13 protein-coding genes and 1 riboswitch are annotated in these 21,341 nt (G+C 33.7%); of the genes, 11 read left to right on the top strand and 2 right to left on the bottom strand.

Going from position 1 to position 21,341, the window contains the following annotated elements; translation table 11 throughout:
• Positions 1 to 172: 172 nt before the first annotated feature.
• From A0O34_RS07630 to pckA, 8 genes are all read left to right on the top strand, one after another.
• Entirely contained in the window at positions 173 to 3,037 is a 2,865-nt protein-coding gene (locus A0O34_RS07630; protein ID WP_066753326.1) for a SusC/RagA family TonB-linked outer membrane protein, read from the top strand.
• A 29-nt stretch (positions 3,038 to 3,066) separates the two neighbouring features.
• A complete protein-coding gene (locus A0O34_RS07625; protein ID WP_066753323.1) occupies positions 3,067 to 4,662 on the top strand; it encodes a RagB/SusD family nutrient uptake outer membrane protein in 1,596 nt (531 codons plus the stop codon).
• Between the two features lie 137 nt (positions 4,663 to 4,799).
• Positions 4,800 to 6,737, top strand: a complete 1,938-nt coding sequence (locus tag A0O34_RS07620; RefSeq protein WP_066753320.1) for a putative porin — start codon at positions 4,800 to 4,802, stop codon at positions 6,735 to 6,737.
• 15 nt (positions 6,738 to 6,752) lie between these two features.
• Entirely contained in the window at positions 6,753 to 8,339 is a 1,587-nt protein-coding gene (bshC, locus tag A0O34_RS07615) for a bacillithiol biosynthesis cysteine-adding enzyme BshC (RefSeq protein ID WP_066753317.1), read from the top strand.
• A 38-nt stretch (positions 8,340 to 8,377) separates the two neighbouring features.
• Positions 8,378 to 10,333, top strand: coding sequence for a LysM peptidoglycan-binding domain-containing protein (locus A0O34_RS07610; protein ID WP_066753314.1), 1,956 nt, complete (start codon positions 8,378 to 8,380; stop codon positions 10,331 to 10,333).
• 70 nt (positions 10,334 to 10,403) lie between these two features.
• Complete coding sequence (gene fabD, locus A0O34_RS07605) at positions 10,404 to 11,279, top strand: ACP S-malonyltransferase (protein WP_066753310.1); 876 nt, start codon at positions 10,404 to 10,406, stop codon at positions 11,277 to 11,279.
• 15 nt (positions 11,280 to 11,294) lie between these two features.
• Complete coding sequence (locus A0O34_RS07600) at positions 11,295 to 12,200, top strand: GYDIA family GHMP kinase (protein WP_066753307.1); 906 nt, start codon at positions 11,295 to 11,297, stop codon at positions 12,198 to 12,200.
• Positions 12,201 to 12,327: 127 nt separating this feature from the next.
• Positions 12,328 to 13,947, top strand: coding sequence for a phosphoenolpyruvate carboxykinase (ATP) (pckA, locus tag A0O34_RS07595; RefSeq protein WP_066753304.1), 1,620 nt, complete (start codon positions 12,328 to 12,330; stop codon positions 13,945 to 13,947).
• A 123-nt stretch (positions 13,948 to 14,070) separates the two neighbouring features.
• Here pckA and A0O34_RS07590 read toward each other — a convergent pair whose 3' ends face one another.
• Positions 14,071 to 14,484, bottom strand: coding sequence for a type II 3-dehydroquinate dehydratase (locus A0O34_RS07590; protein ID WP_066753301.1), 414 nt, complete (start codon positions 14,482 to 14,484; stop codon positions 14,071 to 14,073).
• 242 nt (positions 14,485 to 14,726) lie between these two features.
• Positions 14,727 to 14,823: riboswitch (SAM riboswitch) on the top strand.
• Between the two features lie 83 nt (positions 14,824 to 14,906).
• Between A0O34_RS07590 and A0O34_RS07585 the strand changes: the two genes are divergently transcribed.
• Both A0O34_RS07585 and A0O34_RS07580 read left to right on the top strand, forming a co-directional pair.
• Positions 14,907 to 17,816 (top strand): SusC/RagA family TonB-linked outer membrane protein, encoded by a 2,910-nt coding sequence (locus A0O34_RS07585; RefSeq protein ID WP_066753298.1) that lies wholly within the window; start codon positions 14,907 to 14,909, stop codon positions 17,814 to 17,816.
• An 18-nt stretch (positions 17,817 to 17,834) separates the two neighbouring features.
• Positions 17,835 to 19,328: a RagB/SusD family nutrient uptake outer membrane protein gene (locus tag A0O34_RS07580; protein WP_066753295.1), complete on the top strand. Its 1,494-nt coding sequence runs from the start codon at positions 17,835 to 17,837 to the stop codon at positions 19,326 to 19,328.
• A 51-nt stretch (positions 19,329 to 19,379) separates the two neighbouring features.
• Here the strand turns inward: A0O34_RS07580 and A0O34_RS07575 are convergent, their stop codons facing one another.
• Positions 19,380 to 20,738, bottom strand: a complete 1,359-nt coding sequence (locus A0O34_RS07575) for a glycosyltransferase family protein (protein ID WP_157885975.1) — start codon at positions 20,736 to 20,738, stop codon at positions 19,380 to 19,382.
• A 70-nt stretch (positions 20,739 to 20,808) separates the two neighbouring features.
• Here A0O34_RS07575 and A0O34_RS07570 point away from each other — a divergent pair, with 70 nt between their 5' ends.
• Complete coding sequence (locus A0O34_RS07570; protein WP_066753291.1) at positions 20,809 to 21,132, top strand: DUF6660 family protein; 324 nt, start codon at positions 20,809 to 20,811, stop codon at positions 21,130 to 21,132.
• Positions 21,133 to 21,341 lie beyond the last annotated feature (209 nt).

Genomic DNA, 21,341 nt, shown 5'->3' with positions numbered 1-21,341 from the left:
GTATTTTGAATTTTATTAATTGAATTTCAATAAATTTTATGAATTTTTATATCTATTATGTGAGTTATATAGAGTGTTGTAAATGTGAATGGTACATCTACATATAAAAAATTTGCAAGTGTTAATATTTATTAACATATTTGCCTATTAAAATATATTAAAATTTGTTAATATGAATGTTAAACTACGTGTATTAAGTGCTGGAGCTTTGTTTTTCTTAGGACAGGCTGCTTTTGCGCAAAAAACTAAGAAGGATACTACTTCCAAAGAAACTAGAATTGAAGAGGTTGTAGTTTTAGGATATAGTAAAACAAGTACAAAAGCTAAATCATCAGCAGCTTCTACTACTATTTCGGCAGAAACACTTGAAAACCGTCCGAACTCAACTTTCTTGAACTCGATTCAAGGGACAGCTCCAGGATTATCTGTAAACTCTAATTCAGGATCTCCAGGTTCTGGTAAGATAGATATCTTGATTCGTGGTCTAGGTTCTTTGAATGCAAGTGCTGATCCTTTATATGTTATTGATGGGCTTTCAACTTCTGCAACTCAATTTAGAAACTTAAATCCTAATGATATTGAAAGTTTAAGTATTTTGAGAGATGCGCAGGCAACTTCAATTTATGGTAATAGGGGGGCAAATGGAGTTATCGTAATTAATACGAAAACAGGTAAGTTCAATTCAGGACTTAGATTGTCATATGATGCTTTGACATCGTTCTCGACTTATCCGAAGACTGACTATAATATGGCAAATGGAACGCAGTTTCTTCAGATAATCCATAACTATGATCCAGATGCGGTTTCTCAGGCAGATGTAGATGCTAATACTACAAATACAGACTGGAGTAAGGAGTTTATGAGAACTGGTATTAGCCAGCAACATAACTTAGCAATTCAGGCTGGTGGCGAAAATGTTTCACTATATTCATCTTTAGGATATTTAAATAACGAAGGTGTTATTAAAGGAACTGATTTTCAAAGGTTTACTTTTAGAAATAACATTACTGGTCAATCTAAGAATAAAAAATTTACGTATGCTGCAATGCTAAACGTAGCATATTCAAAAAGACATCAGTTAGACGAGGAAGAGAACTCTGGTATTTCTGCTAACTCTGTTCAAAATGTATTGTTTGGAACGTTATTATCAGATCCGTCTTTGGGACCATACCCATTTAATAATGGTAAAGAAATGTATGCTGCTGTTCAAACTGCTAGTGCAGGAGTTAGACCTTGGGTTCTTTATGATAACTTAATAGGTGGTGTACAGAATAAATATGAGGAGACTACAATTAATGGTAATTTCAAGACTTCATATAAATTAACAGATTATTTAACGGTAGGAAACAGAACGGGTATTGACTATAGAATGTCTGATAGAAGTTTTGCTAGATCTCCACTAGGATATTTAGCAAATGCAGTAGCTGTTCCGACAGGTGCGGCATTCGGAGGTTCAGAAACTCTTAATAATATTAAGGATTTTAACTTTAATACTGTGACCAACGTTACTTATAATCAGCAATTTGGAGAACATGATATTACTGTTGGTGTGTATATGGATTATATGAAATCTCATTATATAACAAAACAGCAAACTCAGAATGGATTAGATCCACTTCTATGGAAATTAGGAGCTGGTACAGGATATATTCCATTTAGTTCAGATACTCCTTCATTCTATGCTCCTTCAATAAATGCTTCTAAAGTTTCAGGAGGTACTTTAGCCTATTTTGCTACTGTGGATTATGATTATGCAGGTAAATATGGTGTAAGTGGTGTTGTAAGAAGAGATGCTAGTTATAGATTTAGTGGAGAAAATAAATGGGAAACATTTTGGTCAGTAGGAGGTAGATGGAATATTGATAAAGAAGCCTTTATGGGAGATACTAAGTTTAGAATGTTAAAACTTAGAGCTTCATACGGTACTCAGGGTAACCAAAACCTAGGGTCAGCTGTGAATAACCAAAATCCAATGTTCTTGTTTCCAAACTACTACATTGATATAATAAATGCTACTGCAGCAGGTACTGGTGGATACCAGAATACTTATGGATATCTATATAGATTAGGAAACCCTTATTTACAGTGGGAGAAGCAGGCTATGGCCAATGTTGGTTTAGATTTTAACTACAATGGAGTAATTGAAGGTACATTTGATGTATATAGAAAATTAACTTCAAATCTATTCAATGGAACTACTGTTTCTGCTGGAGTTGGTTCATCTACTTTCTATACTGTTAACGGTAATAATGGAGAGATGGAAAATAAAGGTGTTGAAGCTAGTTTAAAAGGAAATATCATCAGAAAACAAGATTTTAGATTATCTGTATTCGCAAATGCTGGATATAATAAGAATAAAATTAAATCATTACCTAATGAGAGTTTAGTAGATGATAACGTAAATGCAATAGGAGGACCTGCTTATCAGTGGCAGCTTTATCACTATGTTGGAGTAAATCCTGAGACTGGTGAGATGCAATTCCTAGATAAGAATGGAAATATTACTGAAGCTCCAACAGCAAATGACAGAGTTTTAACAGGTAAATCTATTTACGCTAAAGTTAATGGAGGTTTTGGGTTTGATGTAGATTACAAAGGTTTCTTTGCTAATGCATTATTCTCTTTCCAAGCTGGTGGATGGCAGTATGATAATTTACAAGCTTGGACAATGGATCCATCATATGCAGCAAATGGATTGAACGTTTCTGCGGATTTGTTAAATGCTTGGACACCTCAAAATACAGGATCTGATGTGCCAAGTCTTACTGCTGTTAATACTGGAACTGATGGTTCATCTGATAGATTCTTACATAAAACAGATTTCGTTAGATTGAAGAATGTATCTCTAGGATATAGTTTTACTAAAAATCAACTTCAAAATCTTCCAATTAGATCACTTAAATTATTTGTTCAGGCAGAAAATTTATATACATGGACAAAATGGAAAGGATATGATCCTGAGCCAGTAGCACAGTATTCGTTAGGGGTATATCCAAACCCTAAAACAATTTCTGTGGGTGTAAATGTTGAATTCTAATTAAATCTTTTATTCTAAATTAAATTAAAATGAAAAAAAATATAATAAAAATACTTTTTATTAGTGCTTCAATGCTAACGGGTGGGTTAGTTATGAATAGCTGCCAGGATAGTATTGATATCGTCCAAGAGGGTGAAGCGTATGAAAGTCAGATTACTACTGTAAGCCAGTTAACTAGTTATTTAACAGGATCAGTATATAACTTACTTGAGCCAACTAATGCTAACTACCTTACGGCTGTTTTAACAGACGAAGTAGCTCCTGGTGTTGGTAGTGGAGGACAAGAGTTTCAGCTTCACAGATTCTTTCTAGATAGCAATGATACTTACACTTCAAATATTTGGGCTAATAATTATTTGGTTATTAATAGAATTAACCATCTATTAGAAGTTGCAAAACACGTAACACCTGCAAATGATCCGGAAAAAGTAACATATAATAAGGCAATAGCTCAAGCAAGAGCCATCAGAGCTTATTGTTATTTGCAACTAGAAACTTATTTTTCTACAGATATGAAAAATGATAGTGCTTTAGGAGTAATGTGGTTAGAAGGTGTACCTGCGGATATATTTAATTTTTCCTCACCTCGTCTTACTAACAAAGCTATATATGATTTAGTGAATGCTGATTTAACTTATGCAAGATCTATATTACCATACATGAAGGATGATATTATTTCGGCTACAACAAATCCTGCTCCACTTAATTCAATGTCTAGATTTTTTGCAAGTAAAGATTTTGTAAATGCTGTTGCAGCAAGATATAACTTGTATAGTGGGAAGTATGCACTAGCTAAGCAATATGCACAAGATGTTGTTACAAATGTTAACTTTGCACTAACATTAGCTACACCAATGACAAGTACTGCTGCACCTACAATTGGAAATGCTACTTGGAATGCTGCTTGGTATAATACATCAACTGCATTTAATCCATATAGAAGGATGTGGGGTGATTTAGATAGAGGTGAAGTTATTTTCTCTCTTAACAGATTAGCTACAGGAGCTGGAGGTGCTATTGGTACCTTCTATAATACAAATGCGTCTAATATTACTGGTAACCCAATGTGGTTTTGGGGTAAAAATCTTTACAATCAATTTAATGTAGGTGGTGACGTAAGAAAATATGCATATCTTGATCCAACATCTAATGCATATATCCAACAAGGATATGATTATTTTGTTGTAGATAAATTCCCTGGTAAACCAGGTTCTGCAACTAGAAATGATGTAAAAGTTTTTAGATTATCAGAAATGTATTTTATTTTGGCAGAAGCTGCAGTTGAAGAAGGTGATTTTACTCAAGCAGCAACTTATATCAACAATGTAAGAACAGCTAGAAGATACACTGGTACACCAACAACACCGGTATATACTAATAAGCAAATTGCTTATGCTGATATCTTAAAAGAAAGAAGAATCGAGCTGGCATTAGAAGGCCACCGTTACATCGATCTTAAGAGATTAGCTACAACAGCTGGTGTAACAATGGATAGAAATGAAGCAGATGATATTGTAACAGTATCTAATTTACCTAATGGAAGTTATAAATATACTTTACCTATTCCATTGGCTGAGATTACTGGTAACCCAGCAATGGCTGGTCAACAAAACCCTGGTTATTAATCAAACAATAATCATATAATTTAAACCCTGCTCTAAGCAGGGTTTTTTATTTCCTTTTATTTCTTATTTTTGCTGTACAAAAAGAATAGTGAAACTTTGAAACTTCATGTGACTTTTTGAATAATATAAACGAACATATGAAGTACATACTTTTTATAATAATCTTCTTCAGCCTTATTTTTAGAGCTCAGGTCGTTAATAAAACAGATTCTAATAAACTTAAAGAAAATCCTTCAGATACCTTAGTGGTTGACTCTGGAACAAAAGATTCTTTAAAAATATTTAAGCCTACCATTAATGATTATTTACATCAGACACAGTTTTCCGAAAAAAAGGTGTTTGATACAGTTATGACTTTCGAGAAGACTTATATTTTTTCGCAGTATAATAACAAGGATAATTTTGGAAGAGTACAGGTTGCCAACATTGGGGCTGGCTTTAATCCTCTTTCTTATGAGGTGAATGCTGAACAGAACCTGTCTTTATTACCAGAGAATAAATTATATGGAATTATAGGCATCAACGATGTTAAGTATTATGATGTAAAAACACCAACGGCTACATTTGTTTATCATAATGCAATGAAGAATGGAGCAGCCTTAAAATCAACCTATACTCAAAACATAGGTAAAAGATTCAATTTTGCTTTGGAGTATACAGGATTGCGTTCACAAGGTATGTATAGAAACTTCTTGGCTGCAAATAATAACACTTTATTTTCCGGACACTATGTCTCTAAAAGTGGAAATTATGAATTGTTTGCTCACTATTTACACCAAAATGTAAACAATCAGGAAAATGGAGGAATCATAGAAGATGATCTTTTCCAAAGTGGTGACAGTGATTACAAGAACAGGCAAAATGCTCAGGTTAACTTAGCGTCTTCAAGCTCGCAATATTCGTATAGAAGATACTATTTAAGCCATCAGTTTTCGCCATTCAATTCAGAAAAATATCCTTTTAGAATCAGACATACGATTTCTCATCAAGGGAATAAATATTACTATGCTCAGGGATCTTTGGAACCTTATTGGTACGATGCGCCACAGGAAATCGTTGCTGGTTTTCCTCTTTCAACGAAAAAATATTCAGATAATTTAAGCAATACGGTTAGTTTAGTTTGGGACAATGAAAAGTTCAAGCTTGATGCAGGAGTACGTTATCAAATGCTGAAGTTTGGAGCAACTCCGATTACGTTACCAATTTTAGAAATTCCAAATGAGATCAAAGAAAATAGAATTGGAGCAGTAGGAAATCTTCAGGTAAAACTTTTAGATCAAATACAGCTGAATTCATTCCTTGAATTTTCAAACGGAAGCCAATTCGGCACCTATTTAAAAACGACAAATAACCTTAAGTTTGAACCGATAAAAGACTATTTTGTAAATGCTAAAGTTAATTTCCAAAGCGTTTATCCGTCATTCAATTATCTTTTAAATACATCGAGTTATAATAATTTTAATTATTATCTTCAGAATGCAAAAAATCAGACGATAACTGAAATCGGCGGAAATGTAAACTTAAAATGGTTCAAAACAGAGTTATTTGTAAACTATTTCAGAATTGATAACTATACCTATTTCGATCAGTTTGCAGCGCCTAGACAAAGCGATAGTTCATTGAATATTTCTCAAATAGGAGGTGATGCAACATTTAGTTATGGAAATTTCCACCTGAATACAAGAGTTCAGTTCCAAAATGCGTTGACGAATAAAGAATTGCTTCCAATGCCAAGCTTTATTGGTAGAGCGAATATTTTTTATCAGTCTAAAGCTTTCAAAAATGCTGCAGAAATTCAGGCTGGAATTAAAGTATATTATTTCTCAAAATTTGCATCAAGAGATTATTTCCCGATACTCAACGAATATCTTTTACCCAACTCAAGTTCATTCTCAATTGGTGGACAGCCGATCGCTGATATTTATTTCAATATGAAGGTTAAAAAAATGTTCTTCTTTGTTGAAGGTCAGCAAATCGGGACACTTATTGCACATAATCAAGCCTATGCATTTCCACATTATCCAGTCTATGATTTTAGACTGAATCTTGGGATTGTTTGGTATTTGTTCAACTAATATTATACATCAAAGTTGAAAACAATTAATAAAATATCATTTAACGATATAGAAAGCATTCCTCAATTAATCAAAGATTTTTTGAGCCATAAAATTGAAGGTTTCGAGGGAAATACATTTTCTTTTGATAATTTTAAAAAGCAGATTCATCTAAAACAGGATTCTTTTTCGCAAGATCAGAGAAACGTTTTATTTGATGCGCTTGAAGATCAATTAAAAGGTCTAAAACTTTCATCAAAGCAAAAGGAAAATTTAAATAATTTAAAACAGCCTAATACTTTTACAATCACAACTGGGCATCAGTTGAATCTGTTTTCAGGTCCCGTTTTCTTTGTATATAAAATTTTGCAGACGATTAAAACCTGTACTTATTTAAAACAAAACTTCCCTGATTTTAATTTCATTCCTGTATATTGGATGGCTTCGGAAGATCATGATTTTGCCGAAATCAACCATTTTAAAACCGAGAACAATTATTACGAAATCAATGAAAAGTCAGGTGGGCCGGTTGGAAGAATAAAGATCAACGATACATTTTTCATTTCTGAATTTGAAAAAGAATTTAAGGATTCTGTTTTTGGAACCGAATTGATTTTGATGTTGAAAGAAGCTTATAAAGTAGGAAATACCTTAACTGAAGCCATCAAAACTTTAGTTAACAGACTTTTTTCAGATTTGGGTTTGTTGATTATTGATGGAGATTCTAAAGCGCTTAAAACGCAGATTAAAGATGTTTTTAAAGATGAACTTCTGAATTTCAGTTTACACGAAACATCAAAAGCTAAAGTTGATTTTCTGACTGAAAAATACGGTAAGGTTCAGGTAAACCCTCGTGAGATCAATTTATTTTATTTTTCAGAAACGAGAGACAGAATTGAATTTGACGGGCAAAAATATATCGTTGTAGATAAAAATATTCAATTTACTAAAGAAGAAATTCTGAATGAATTAGAAAATCATCCTGAAAAATTCAGCCCAAATGCTTTAATGCGTCCGGTTTATCAGGAAAAAGTGTTGCCGAATTTGGCGTACATCGGAGGAAATGCAGAGATCATGTATTGGCTGGAATTGAAAGATTATTTTACAAAGATCAACATTCCGTTTCCGATTTTGATTCCAAGAAATTCAATGTTATTTTTAAAGGAGAAAACAATCGGGAAAGTTGAAAAGTTAGTTTTAAATATTGAAGATTTTTTCCAAAACTTCACAACAATTACCAATAATAAAATTTTAAGCAATAATGCTATCTTAGAGTTATTAGAAAAGAAGGAAAATATCTTAACAAATAATTTCTCTGAATTAAAATCAATCGCAGAAACCACAGAAAAATCCTTTGGTAATATGGTGAAAGCTGAAGAAACAAGACAGTTGAAATCATTCAAAAGGATGAAAAAACGCCTTCTTCACGCTGAAAAAATCAAACAAAGCGAATTGTTAGAAAGACTGGAAAAACTATTTTTAGATGTACATCCTTCTAAGACTTGGCAGGAAAGGGTTTATAATTTTAGTGTAATCTTTGCAGATTATGGATATTCGTGGCTTGAAACTTGTTTGGAAGAAATGGTGGTTCAAGAATCCAAATTAATAATTCTTGCCATTTAATTTTAAAGAAGTATTTTTGTAAATTATAATTATCGACTATGATAAAGAGGTTTTTTATTCTATCCAGTTTATGTATGTTTTTGGGCGTGTCTGCTCAGAAATCTCACACCGTTGTAAAAGGGGACAACCCTTACAATATTGCAAGAAAATACGGAATAACTGTAGATGAATTGCTAAAACTAAATCCAAAGTTTAAAGACGGCAAACTAGCAATCGGAGACGTTGTTACGGTTAAATCGGATAAAACTAATACAACTTCAGTTCCTAAAACAACTGCGGCTGTTGTTGAAAAAGCTAAGCCTAATTCTCAGACTGGCAGAATTATTTTACAGCCTAAACAAACAGTTTACGGCATCACAAAACAATACCGCATCTCTGAAACCGATTTGAGAAAATTAAATCCTGAATTGGATTCTCACTTGAAGATCGGAGATGAGATCACATTGCCTCTTGACAGCATCAAAAAATATGGTGGTGAGCAGGCTCAAGTTACGACTACTCATACAGAGGTAAAACCTGCAGAGAAAATTACGACTGTTGATACTTCTAATGTTCCTGCTGAGAATAATATTTTATATGTTGTTCAGGCAAAAGATAATTATTACAGAATTTCAAAACAGTTTAATGTCACTAAAGAAGAACTTTTTGCCTTAAATCCAGGTTTGGAGGAAAAAGGTTTAAAACCAGGTGAGTCTATTAAAATTAGAAAATCAAATATAGCAGTTTCTGAACCAGTAGCGAACACAAAAGCTACAATGGATTCAGGAAGTGAAAAATCTTCTTCAAATTCATCAAATACAAGCACTGCTTCTGATGATGAATATGTAACCTATACAGTTGTTCAGGGAGATACTGTTTTCTCCATTGTAAATAAATTCGGAGTTTCTATTGACGAGCTTATTGCTCTGAATCCAGATTTATCTCACGGATTAAAAACAGGAATGGTTTTAAAGATCAAAAAGCTAGATCCTGCATATATTAAGAAGAACGGTGATGCTTTGAGCGTGGTATTAATGCTTCCTTTCGGATACAGCACCAACGAAACTCAATACAGAACAATGGCTTTGGATTTTCTTACAGGCGCAAAATTAGCGATTGAAAGAAATGCAAGAAACGGTCAGAAATTAGATATTAAAATTGTTGATTCAGGAAATGAAGCGTCATTTAAAAATTCAATGACTCAGATCAATCCTAATAATACGGATTTAATTATCGGCCCATTTTTTAAGTCGAATGTTATTGATGTGCTAGACTTCACTAAAAATCAAAAAATCCCGGTTGTTGCACCATTTGCCAACTCTCCGGAATTATATAATTACAGCAATTTAATTATTGTTGAAACCAATGATCAGACGTACGCTGATAAAATTATTGAGGAAGTAAAAGGTGTTTATTCTGACCAAAAAATTTATGTAGTTGCAGATGCTAAAAAAGACAATGCGAATTACATTAAAGCAGGTCTAGAAAAAGCGGTTAAAAATCCTAATGTAATTATTGTAAACTCTCCTGCAGATATTCAGGTTGACCAAAATATGATGACGGGACAATCTGCGCCGGTTATTGCCATTTTAGCGAATGATAATGATGCTTTAGGTGATGCTTTTGCAAATAGAGTGATTGCTTTGTCTAAAGAAGTTCAGGGAGTAAAAGCTTTCAGTATGTACTATTCTCCAGTTTTTGAAAAGAAAGTGGACGATCTTAGCCAGGCTAATTTGGTGTATTTAATGGATAGAAAAATCAATGCCGATGGTGGTTTTGAAAAAGAAATCCTAGCAGCGTATAAAAGTAAATATTGTAAAACTCCTCCAAAATATGCGATCGTAGGTTTTGATGTCGTAAATGATATGTTGACCAGAGAAAACAAAAAAGGAGAGATTTTCAAGCAAATGAATAAAGTTCAGACTCAGTTGGCTACCAAATTTGAGTTTGTAAAATCTAAAGCAAACGGAGCTTATGTAAATACAGGTTATCGTGTGATTAGATTGGTTCCATAAATGATTTGAATCAATTTAATGAAAAACATTAACATTATATTTATATTTGCATAATATTTTAAATCAATACATGAAAGCACTTGTATTTCCTGGGCAGGGTTCTCAGTTCGTAGGAATGGGAAAAGAATTGTACGATTCTAGAAAAGACATAAAAGATCTGATGGAATCTGCCAACGAAATTTTAGGGTTTGATATCCTTTCCATTATGTTTAATGGAGCAGATGAAGATCTTAAGAAAACGGAGGTTACCCAACCTTCAATTTTTATACATTCAGTAGCTGCACTTAAGGCAGTGAACGGTCTTGGAGCCGAAATGGTGGCAGGGCATTCTTTAGGCGAATTTTCAGCATTAGTTGCCAACGGAGTTTTATCTTTTGACGACGGTCTGAAATTAGTTTCTGAAAGAGCAAAAGCAATGCAGGACGCTTGCAACGCAAATCCAAGCTCAATGGCAGCAATTTTAGGATTAGAAGATGCTAAAGTTGAAGAAATCTGCGCTCAAATCAGCGGAATTGTTGTTCCTGCAAATTACAACTGTCCCGGACAATTGGTAATTTCTGGAGAAACGGCAGCTGTTGAAGAAGCTTGTGCAAAACTAAAAGAGGCGGGAGCTAAAAGAGCTTTATTATTACCTGTAAATGGGGCATTCCATTCTCCATTGATGCAACCGGCGCAAGAAAGATTGGCTGCAGCAATTGAAAAAACAAAATTCAGAAACGCGACGATTCCTGTTTATCAGAACATCACAACGACAGCGGTGACAAACCCTGAGGAGATCAAACAAAATTTGATTGCACAATTGACAGGTCCTGTAAAATGGACGCAGTCGGTTCAAAATATGATTAAAGATGGTGCAACTAACTTTATTGAAGTTGGACCTGGAAAAACGCTTCAGGGATTGATCAAGAAAATTGACAATTCTGTAGATGTTGCTTCTGCAATTTAATCTAATAAAAAAATCATGGGCGAGATATTTTCACCGGGAAAGCTGATGCTTACTTCAGAATATTTCGCGATAGACGGAGCTCTTGTCTTAGCGGTACCCACCAAGCTAGGACAAGAGTTTTTCTTTAATGAAAAGCCTGATGAGAAATCTTTGATTATCTGGGAAGCTTATCATCAAAATAAATTATGGTTAAAAGCTGTCATTGATTACGAAAATTGGCAGATCTTAGAAACCAACATCATTTCCAGTGCTGAATTTATTCTAAAAACCTTAAAAAACGTTCAGAGCCTTTCTGAAACCAAATTCAAAAGCACGCATTCTTATCATTTAAAAACAAACCTTCAGTTTCCTGCCGATTATGGTCTTGGAAGTAGTTCTACTTTGATGAATAATCTTGGAGAATGGGCTGAAATTGATCCTTTTCATTTAAATTCTATCAGTTTGGGAGGAAGCGGTTATGATATTGCCGTGGCAAAAGAAAAATCTGCTGTCCTTTTTCAAAGCAAACCTGAGATTAAATATGAGAGGGTAAATTTTAATCCTTCTTTTAAAAATGAGCTTATTTTTATTCACCTAAATCAGAAGCAGGATAGCCGCGAAGGAATCAATTTTTACAAGTCAAAAATTAAGTCTCAAAAACTGGTCGATGAATTTTCGAATCTTACAAGAAATATTTTACTATGTAACGAATTGGAAAATTTTTCCGAACTAATGTTAGTTCATGAACAAAAAATATCAGATTTTCTTGAAATTCCCACAGTTAAACAAAAGTTTTTCGCCGATTGCCCTTCATTTGTTAAAAGTTTGGGTGCTTGGGGTGGAGATTTTGTCATGAGTGCCAAATTTGATGGCTTTAAGGACTATTTTTGGGGAAAAGGTTTTACTACTGTTTTTGAATGGTCTGATATAATTAATTTATAATCAGCATTTTACAAAGTCCTATTTTTATTTGCCAATCTGACTTATATCATTATATTTAAACCACCTTTAACAATTAATTAATATTAATTTTGTTGAACCCAAAAAAGGAATAGAAAATATAAGTAAAATGAAACACGCTAAAATCATCCAAGATTTAGAAAAATTAGGGATTAAAGGAGACTATGAAATTCAATATAATCCTTCTTATGAAGAGTTGTATCAAGCAGAAATTTCTCCTGAAAATCAAGGCTTTGAGAAAGCTGAGCTTACGGAATCTGGTGCGGTATCAGTAAAAACAGGAATTTTCACAGGTCGTTCTCCTAAAGATAGATACATTGTACAGGATGATGTTACAAAAGACACGATTTTCTGGGATGGTAAAGTTAACTTACCGACTTCTCCGGAAATTTTCCAGTCTTGTAAGGAATTAGTGTTGAACCAACTTTCAACTTCTAAGAAAATTTATGTTGTAGATGCTTTCTGTGGAACGAATGCAGATACAAGACTTAAAGTAAGATTCATTGTAGAGGTTGCATGGCAGGCGCATTTCGTTACTAATATGTTCATCCGTCCTTCTCACTATGAGTTGGAAAACTTCGGAGAGCCTGATTTCACAGTAATCAACGGTTCTAAAACTACAAATCCGAACTGGGAAGCTCAAGGATTAAATTCTGAAAACTTCGTGATGTTCAACCTTACTGAAAAGCTTCAAATTATTGGAGGAACTTGGTACGGTGGAGAAATGAAAAAAGGAATGTTTGCCATGATGAACTATTACCTTCCATTGAAAGGAATGGCTTCTATGCACTGTTCTGCAAACGTAGGTGAAGAGGGAGATGTTGCTCTTTTCTTCGGACTTTCAGGAACAGGAAAAACTACTTTATCTGCAGATCCGAAAAGATATTTGATCGGTGATGACGAGCACGGTTGGGATAATAACGGCGTATTTAACTATGAAGGTGGTTGTTATGCAAAAGTAATCGACCTTTCTGAAGAAAAAGAACCGGATATTTTCAGAGCCATCAAAAGAGATGCACTTCTTGAAAATGTTGTGGTAAACACCGGAGTATCTGATTATACTGACGGATCAATCACTGAAAACACAAGAGTTTCTTATCCGATTTATCATATTAATAAAATTGTTTTGCCTTCAAAAGCAGGACATGCAAGCAAGATTGTTTACCTTTCTGCTGATGCGTTCGGAGTATTACCTCCGGTTTCTGTTTTGGATGAAAACCAAGCTCAATACCACTTCCTTTGCGGTTATACTTCAAAATTAGCCGGAACTGAAAGAGGAATTACTGAACCGGAACCATCTTTCTCTCCAGCATTTGGTGAAGCGTTCTTAACATTACACCCAACAATGTATTCTAAAACATTGATCGGTAAAATGAAAGAACACGGAGCAAAAGCATACTTAGTTAATACGGGTTGGAACGGTACTGGAAAGAGAATCTCTTTAAAAGATACAAGAGCGATTATTGATGCAATCATTGATGGATCTATCGAAAATGCTCCTAAAACTAGAATTCCAATAATGAATTTGGAGATTCCTACTGAATTACCAAACGTTTCTGAAGGTATTTTAGATCCAAGAAATACATACAACGAAGTTACTGAGTGGGAAGAAAAAGCAAAAGATCTTGCTGCAAAATATATCAAAAACTTTGATCAGTATTGTAATACAGAAGAAGGGAAAAAGCTTATCGCTTCCGGACCTCAATTACAACAACAGACAATAAACTAAAAATAGAAATCCTCATCAAACGATGAGGATTTTTTATATAATAACCACAGATTTTCTCAGATCAACAAAGATGTTTGCATTATAGAATCTGTGTAAATTTGTAAAAATCTGTGGTCAATAAAATTATTTAAGGTTCAAGCTCAAAACTGCCAATCTATATCCATCCATCCCAAAACCGGACAAAACTGCATCAGTATTGGCGGCCGTTACAGACTTCTGACGAAATTCTTCTCTTTTGTAAATATTACTAATGTGAACTTCCACTTTTTGCTTCTGAATATTCTTTAAACAATCAGCAATTGCATAAGAATAATGCGTAAAAGCTCCCGGATTAATCACCAACGCATCAAAATCATCTTCCTGAAGACGGTTTATAATTTCTCCTTCAATATTTGATTGATAATATTTCAGTTCATGAGAAGGAAATTCAGATTGTAAATTTTCCAAATAATCTTCCATAGAAACTGTTCCGTAAATTTCTGGTTCTCTTGTGCCTAACAAATTCAAATTAGGACCATTGACAATTAAAATTTTCATTCTATAAAATTAAAAACTTTTTTCAATTAAGACTTAAATTTTTAATTTTAAGTGAAAATACTCTTTTGCATTATTTTTAATGATATTTCTCATATTTAAAAATTTAACATTTTTTATAACTGTCTATTTTAGTGTTTTTTAGGCTTAAATTAACTTAATTTTCATAAAATTATAATTAAAAATTTTAAAGTCTACTTGTTTTGTAGACTATTTGTTTTTAGCTTTGCATTCATATTTCGATCGGCTTATAAAGAAAGATGGAGGGAACTGACCCTATGAAATCTTAACAACCTGCTCTTGGCAAGGTGTTACATTCAGCCTTTAAAGGAACAATAAGCATTTGGTTAATCGTATTTATCGATGCCCTTTGCTGACTTTTCTGCAAAGGGTAAATTTTTAATATTTGATAAATAAAATTGATTATGATTAGCAAAGGTTTAATTAATTCTAAAATTTGGATTCCACCTGTTGCTGTATTTTTCTTAGGAATTATCAGTGTACACGGTCAGGAAATAAAAAAAGATACACTTCGCGAGAAAGAAATAGATGAAGTGGTAGTTGTAGCTTACGGAAAAGCTAAAAAAACAAGTTATACAGGTTCGGTAGCAACAATTTCAAGTGAAAAGATTAATAACAGGCCTGTTACCAACATTACAAAAGCTTTGGAAGGACAAGTTCCTGGACTTCAGGCAGTAAGTTCTTCAGGACAGCCAGGTTCAACAGCTTCGATCAGAATTCGTGGAATTGGTTCGGTAAGTGCTTCAAGCAATCCGTTGTTTGTAGTTGACGGAATTCCTTTTGACGGAAATATCAATTCCATCAGTCCAAATGATATTGAGTCGATCAGTGTTTTGAAAGATGCAACGGCTAGTTCATTATACGGTTCAAGAGGAGCGAATGGAATTATCATTATCACGACAAAATCAGGTAAAAAAGGAGAGGCTCGAGTGAACTTTAATATCAGTCAGGGTTTTTCAAGCAGAGCAGTAAAAGATTATGAGCAGGTAAGCACCGATCAATATTACGAATTGTATTGGGAAGCATTGAGAAATGGTTATAAATCAAGTCAAGTCTCTTCTCAACAGGCTGCGCAGATGGCAACTGATAATTTGGTGAATGCTTTGGGAATTAATCCTTATGGAGCAGGTTACCCAAGCCCTGTAGGAACAGACGGGAAACTTTTAACAGGTGCAACCGCTTTATGGAATGACAACTGGAAAGATATTTTGCAAAGAACGGCTTCAAGAAATCAGGTTGACTTAGATTTCAGTGGAGGAAATGAAAAGAGTAATTATTTTTTCTCGTTGGGATATTTGGATGATAAAGGAATTGCGATAGAATCTGGGTTTAAAAAGTACAGCGCAAGATTAAAGATCAATTCTGAAGTAAAAAAATGGTTGAATGTCGGAGCGAATTTAGCCTACACGAACAGTCTTCAGGAAGCACCGCCTTCATCAGATTCAAGAACGGATAATGTGATCAATGCAGCGAGAGTGATCCCGTCTTTTTATCCTTATTATGAAAGAAATGCAGACGGAAGTTATAAATTGGATTCAAACGGAAATTACATTTATGATTTCGGGAAATACAGACCAACAAGTGCTTTGCAGAATGAAAATCCAGCCGCAACGTTGCCTTTAGATAAAAATGAAAACCGCGAAGACAACTTTTCGGGAAAAGGTTTTGCAGAATTTACTTTCTTGCCGGAACTGAAATTCAGAACAAGCTTTTCTGTTGATTTAGTGAATTATAATGGTCATTATTATACCAATCCATTATTAGGAGAAGGTGCAGAAATAGGAGGTTCGGTAACGAAAACCAATTCGAGAACGCTTTCTTACACGACAAGTAATATTTTAACTTATGATAAAAAATTCGGACAGCATCACATTAATATTTTGGGTGGACAGGAGTTTTATCATTATGAATATCAGACGATTTCAGGAAGCAGAAGTCAATTTTCACTTCCTTATTATTACGAACCGGACGCAGCAGCTTTGTTAGGAGGTTTCAGTGGAAGCAGTGATAAATTGGGATTATTGAGTTTCTTAGGAAAAGCAGAATATGATTATCAGAACAAATATTTCCTTTCCGGATCGGTAAGATCGGATGGATCTTCAAGATTCTCTCCTGAAAACAGATGGGGAACATTCTGGTCTGTCGGAGGTTCTTGGAAAGCATCCAATGAAACTTTTATTAAAGACTTAAATCTCTTCAACCAATTAACGCTTCGTGCAAGTTATGGTGGACAAGGAAATGACAAATTAAGTACGTATTATGCTTACCAAAGCTTGTATACTTTTTACAATAATTTAGGTGAAGGAGGAACTGTTGCAAGTAAATTGCCAACTCCCGATTTGAAATGGGAAACCAATCTTAACTTAAATGTTGGTTTGGAATTCGCAATTTTAAAAAACAGAATTAAAGGTAATGTAGAATATTTCCAACGCCAGAGTAAGGATCTTTTATTTGGAATGCCTTTGGCGCCGTCGCTTGGTTTTACGGATTATCAGGCGAATATTGGAGAGTTGAAAAACACTGGTTTTGAATTTTCATTATTCACAACACCCATTAAAACAAGCGATTTTGAATGGAATGTTGATCTTAATTTAAGCACCTTAAAAAATGAAATCACAAAACTTCCAAAAGGTTCAATCGTAAGTGGAACAAAACTGTTACAGGTTGGAGGATCAATCTACGATTTCTTCATTCCGGAATGGGTTGGGGTAGATCCTAACAACGGAAATCCACTTTGGAAAACGATTACAACCGATGTCAATGGAAATACCGTGGAAGGAACAACTTCCGAATATGCAAAAGCTACAAAAACATTGCAGGGATCATCACTTCCGAAAGTTATGGGAGGTTTGACGACAAGTTTGGCTTATAAAAACTTCGATTTCTCAACATTGGTGACTTTCAATATCGGAGGAAAAATTTTAGATACAGATTACACGATGTTAATGCATAACGGAAGTTCAGGAGGACGAGCTTGGAGCGCAGAAATGTTGAACAGATGGACACCCGAAAATACAAACACAGACGTTCCAATTTTAAGTACAACAACCAATAACTGGACTTCAACTTCATCAAGATTCTTATACTCAGGAACGTACGCGAGGATTAAAAATGTGAGTTTGGGTTACACGCTTCCATCAGATTATTTTGGAAAATTAGGGTTGAAAAAATTCAGAGTGTATGTTCAGGCAGAAAACCTTTTAACTTTCTACAAGCATAAAGGAATGGATCCGGAACAGACGCTAGATGGAACAACCTATTACAGATATCCTGCAATGAGAACGATAACTTTCGGTTTACAGGCAACTCTTTAAACATTTAAAATTAAAACAATGAAAAATTTAAAATATCTATCTTTTGCTTTAATCACTTTATTTTCATTCATAAGCTGTGAAAATGATCTGGAAACCGCTCCAACCAATCAAGCTGATGAAGCGGAGGTTTTCAAAACGGCAGAAAGTGCAGAAACGGTAATTAACGGAACTTGGGCGAAATTCAATGATGACGGACCAACGTACGCCAATATCGGTTATTCAACGGTGCTGAGAACAAGTGATGCAATGGGAAGCGATGTTGCGGTTTTGACCAACAAATACGGTTTTCCCGGAGCTTACGCTTTTACTGATTTGGTGAATAATACAGGAAGTAGACCTCTTTACATCTGGAATTCTTTATATTCTGTGATCAATAATATGAATAATGTGATCGCCAAAATTGATGCTGCAGAAGGAAGTCAGGAAAAGAAAAATCAGGTGAAAGGTCAGGCAAAAGCGTTGAGAGCATTTTGTTATTTTAACCTGGCGAGCTTTTATCAGTTCAGTTATTTGAAAGATAAAAATGCATTGACGGCTCCAATTTATACAGAACCGACAACGACAAGCTCAGTTGGAAAGAAAAAAGCAAGTCTGGAAGAAATTTATACTTTAATTAAAAGTGATTTGATAGATGCCGACAATTTACTTCAAAATTATACAAGAAATAATAAAGATAAAATCGATAGATCGGTTGTAAACGGTTTGTTGGCAAGAGTTTATCTAAATATAGGCGATTGGACGAAAGCTGTGACTTCCGCAAGAATTGCCAGAAACGGATATGCTTTAATGACTGCCGAAAAATATAAAGACGGTTTCAACGACATCAGCAACGGAGAATGGATTTGGGGGCACGGACAAACGCAGGAGCAATCCGGTGAAAGTTATGCTTTCCACTTTTTGGATGTTTCGTCTTCGGGAAGTTATTATTACAGCTTTATGGCAGATCCCTATTTCAAAGATTTGTTTGATACGAATGATATTCGTTATTCTTTATTTTCATGGGATGGAAATCCTGGAAGAGAAGGGCTTTTGAGATATGCAAAGTTTAAATTTAAAGCTAATTTAATTGCCGATATTGTTTTCATGAGAGCTGCCGAAATGTATTTAATTGAAGCTGAAGCTGAAGCCAGAAATGGAAATGTGACGAATGCAGTAACGGTTTTAAATCAATTGAAATCTGCAAGAAATGCCAATGTTTACAGCGGATCTTTAGCACAAAATGATGTTATTAAAGAAGTTTTAATCGAAAGAAGAAAAGAATTATTCGGAGAAGGATTTTCGTTATCTGACATTATCAGAACGCAAGGAACTGTTGCGAGAAAAGCTTACACAAATTCAAACGGACAGGCTATTCAGGTGCAAATTACAACTCCAGCTGGAGTCGTGAAAACGGTTAATGGAAGAGGTCACACGATCTTTGCTTTTCCTGATCAGTCGGCATTTGTAGCGAATAGCAGATATTATTTATTTTCAATTCCGCAAAAGGAGATTGAGAATAATCCTAACCTTTAATATTAGATTTGATTTTTTTAGAGTCGTTACTTTATGTAATGACTCTTTTTTTTATCTCATTAATTCAAACTTCGGATATAGTAAAGTCCCGTATTCATTAAAGAGGTGAGTTTTTTCATTTTCTGCGTCACTGTTAGATGTTTCAATATAATAGAGTTTTTTTTCTCCTTTTTTAATTAAATTGATATTTTCTGGTGAAAGATTATTAATAAGTTTAACCTTTTTAAAATCAAAATCTCCCATTAAAACCAATTGTTCGTAAAAATTTCCCACATGAATAATCGAGTTTTCAGGAGCAGATTTTATTTTCTGAATTAAAGTTTTACAATATTGTAGTTCCTGATCTTCATAATTTTCATTCACAAAAATTGAACCTTTTATCTGAAAATTTTTAGCATTAACACTAATAAGAAACGGCGAAATTAATAATGATAATAAAGTGAATTTCATCAGTTTATCAGAAAGGATTCTTTGTGAAATTATTAAAATGAAAGGAATAGATGGAATTAAATACCCCGATTCCAAAGGATATTTCACAAAGAAAATAAAGTTGATAAAGATCATTAAAAAGCAGAAACCAATAAAATGGCCTTTTAATAGAAGCTGAATATTTTTAAATCTATCTGTAAAAAATTGTATAATTAATGAAGTCAAAATTCCCAAAGTACCAATTGCGCCATAAACATACAAAGTACTCAAACTGAAAAGGCTGAAAAGAGAAGCGCTTTCCGTTCCATAACTATGAAGAAAATCACCTTCATATCTTACAATAACAGGCAGGAAAAAAATAATTGCTGATAAAACTAAAAGTCCGGAAAATATAATAGTCTCTTTCAGATTTTTACCAAATTGAAAATAAGCTAAAAAAGCAAATGCAGGTAAAAAAATAGCGTTATTTAATCTACAACTTATCATCAAACCAAAGAAAATAACTGCAACCCATTTCTTTTTGATCAATATAAAATAAAGGCTTCCCAACATGAAAAATAAAGACCAATTGTAGTCTATCACAACTGTACTGTTCAGATAAATAATGGGGACAAAAGATAAAATAATAGCCAATAAAAAAGAAAGCGATACTTTAAAATATTCTAAAATTCTGTAAAAAAATAAACAGGCACCCATTGTAAATATAATGGATAAAGAATTTAAATACCAATAAGGCTGTTGATGAAATAAAGAAAAAACAAACTCAGGAAACGGATAACCCGGAAAACGAGAAACATTGTAAATATGATATTCACTTAAAATTTTACCGGAATAAACTTCTCTCCAGCCATCAAGATCCTGTCCCAAACTATTAAATATGAAAGGTATTCTCGATAATAGAATTATCACAGCGATAATAGCTTCTTTTCTATTTATTTGTGGTTTGGCGGTCATTAATTTTTTATCGGTGATATCAGTCATTTCTAATTGGAGATCCTCAAAAATATAAAAATACAATTTGATTTTACAAAAAAACTCTACCTTTGTCATAATGAACTTATTCAGATTGATTTTAGCGATGTATTTCGTGGTGTTATCCGTAATGCCATGTGAAGACATACATAAAGAATCAGGTTCGAGTAAAACAGAATTGTCATTAAATATCGACGAATCTCATTCAAAAGACAAAGGAGATATCTGTTCTCCGTTATGTGTTTGTAATTGTTGTCAGATTACGGTTACGGCTTTTAAGATGGACGTTTCAATGAATATTCCTCAAAAGATTCAAGCTTATTTTTCAAAGAAAATTCTATTTCAGAAAAACAATTTTGCCTATCAGGTTTACGACCATATTTGGCAACCTCCTAAGATTTAATTTATTGATTTTAAATATTCCATGAAACTTTGCAATATCGTTGCAGAGGTATTCATGATATTTTTGCATCTCATTTTTAAATGAAAAGTAAAATATTCTCAATTAAAATTAATCGATTGTCTCTGTGAGAACTTTGCTGAGTGAAACGCCTTTGCGAACTTAAAAACAGTTAGTTCGTCAAAGAAACTTAGCGCTCTTTGCGTTAAAAA

Source organism: Chryseobacterium glaciei, assembly GCF_001648155.1.
GTDB classification, from domain to species: Bacteria; Bacteroidota; Bacteroidia; order Flavobacteriales; family Weeksellaceae; genus Chryseobacterium; species Chryseobacterium glaciei.
This window is presented reverse-complemented; position numbering and strand designations above follow the sequence as displayed.